The following is a 1,762-nucleotide window of genomic DNA, read 5'->3' on the forward strand; positions in this document are numbered from 1 at the left end:
GTAGTGGATATTTCTTGCTGAGATAACTGTAATATCTGACAGTTTTTTATGTCATTTCGTGATAAGTCCGTTGTTGAACAAAGGTCTTCGTACAGCCAGTCGCAGGAAAAGGGACCAGGAAAAGGAACGGATCTATTTAATCGTCCCCTTAGTGCTTGTATTCGAGATGTTTCGAAGACGCGACCTCGCGTTTGATGCGATATTCGCGATCCAGTGACTTGTTCAATTTCATTTGTAAATCGAGGATTTCCCGTCAACTGACCGCGTTGGAGTGCCCCTCTGATCAACTGCAACTCTGAAGAAGGGATGGCCTGCTCCATAAAGGAGGAGTAGCGCGCAAGGCACTCGTCTGGAGTTTTACCGAGTCCGTTGAAGCAAAGGTCTTCGTCCAGCCAGTGGTTTTCCGACGTTTCATTAAGGCGCWGGTGCAAGCTAGACCAAGGGTAATCTTGAGAATGCTGAACCAGTTGCGCTCGCACCGGATTGAGTTCGATGTATAGGCTACATGCCAACAAATAAGTGTCGGTTTGAACGACGCTGGATTTGTATCGACTCTCCCACAAGGTGCCGGAACGACCTTCCAGCTTGTTGCGGTACCGCGTCATACGGCCTGCCAGACCTTTCATCAATTGTCCTAGGCCCGCAATGGAGTCTCCTGGTGCGAGCAATAAATGGACATGACTGGTCATCAAACAGAAGGCATAAACCTTCACGTCGAACAGCGTTTTGAGTTCTCGCAGGTCTTCGAGGTAGTGCCTGAAGTCACTTGGCTCAGCGAACACGACCTGCTTGTTGTGGCCGCGTTGCACAACATGATGCGGATAATTAGGTAACACAACTCGTCCATCCTGGGCATATAGACTCCTACGTCCTTGTAGTGGTGGGGAAAGCGTAGCAGCAAATGGGAGTGATCCAGGTGAAGAGTAATTCTCGATGTATTTTATATTTGGCTTGGTCGTGTATCGCGAAAAGGTATTAAAACCTGTAATTTTTATCAGGTGAATTAATTTCCGGCCCTATATATGATTGTTTCGTAGAAAAAGTATGGCGAGGAGATTAAATAAATATTTCCCCTTTCTCCCCTTCCTCCCCTTTCTCACTTTCTCATTTCAAAGGGAATTACAAACCATGTCTGCAACCATCGACTTAGTCAGAGGCAGTCCGGGCGCTATTACCGTAAATGGACGAGGCACCAAAGGGTATAGAGTATATTTACATGTATCGGGTACAGGCGAAAAGCTTGGTACTGCCGTCGTTGATAACAAGGGGGAGTACGTTCTAGCCACGTTCGAAAAAATTCTGCAAATTTTCAAAGATCAAAAAATTGACGTTTGCGTGCGAGAAACAAATGACAATCTAACGTTTTCCGATTGGAGTCTTTCAAGGGATGTATACATCTTTCCGCCTACCGGTATCCATGATGCGTAATCCAGGATAAAACAGGGGATTAAATAAATATGTCCCCTTTCTCACTATCGTTTGTGATGTGACAAGCGGGAGAGGACAAACAGAATGGCCTCTTTTTTTCTGTCTCTTTGTTTTGATAAGGTGAAATCGTGAAAAACTTCATATGTTTGAGTTTTCTAATGCTAGGTTTGTTCACTTTGGGTGGTACAGGTATGGCTTCGCAAATGCAAACCCAGCGATCTGCCTTGGGTGATCAGATGTCCCAAGTGGGTAAAACTATTTTTGCGGTCGATTGCGATAAAAAACCTGATGATAAGGCTTGCAAAGTGAAGTAAGTTCGTAGTTTGGCTATCCG

Annotated in this window: 2 protein-coding genes and 1 pseudogene; 2 read left to right on the top strand and 1 reads right to left on the bottom strand. The window is 45.3% G+C overall.

Going from position 1 to position 1,762, the window contains the following annotated elements; genetic code table 11:
- Nucleotides 1-179 precede the first annotated feature (179 nt).
- A pseudogene (locus AC1DRJ_RS26450) lies at nt 180-836 on the bottom strand (transposase); the annotation flags it as partial.
- 292 nt (nt 837-1,128) lie between these two features.
- On the opposite strand from AC1DRJ_RS26450, the gene AC1DRJ_RS26455 reads away from it, so the two are divergent.
- Together AC1DRJ_RS26455 and AC1DRJ_RS26460 are read left to right on the top strand one after the other, a co-directional pair.
- Entirely contained in the window at nt 1,129-1,428 is a 300-nt protein-coding gene (locus tag AC1DRJ_RS26455) for a hypothetical protein (protein ID WP_477804749.1), read from the top strand.
- 128 nt (nt 1,429-1,556) lie between these two features.
- The gene (locus tag AC1DRJ_RS26460; protein WP_477804750.1) at nt 1,557-1,742 is read left to right on the top strand and encodes a hypothetical protein; all 186 of its coding nucleotides are present in this window, start codon (nt 1,557-1,559) and stop codon (nt 1,740-1,742) included.
- Nucleotides 1,743-1,762 lie beyond the last annotated feature (20 nt).

This window comes from Pseudomonas sp. P5_B2 (assembly GCF_056400445.1).

What these genes read in the sequence shown, in the direction of transcription:
- AC1DRJ_RS26455 (WP_477804749.1), top strand. Translation starts at nt 1,129, where the DNA reads ATGTCTGCAACCATCGACTTAGTCAGAGGCAGTCCGGGCGCTATTACC.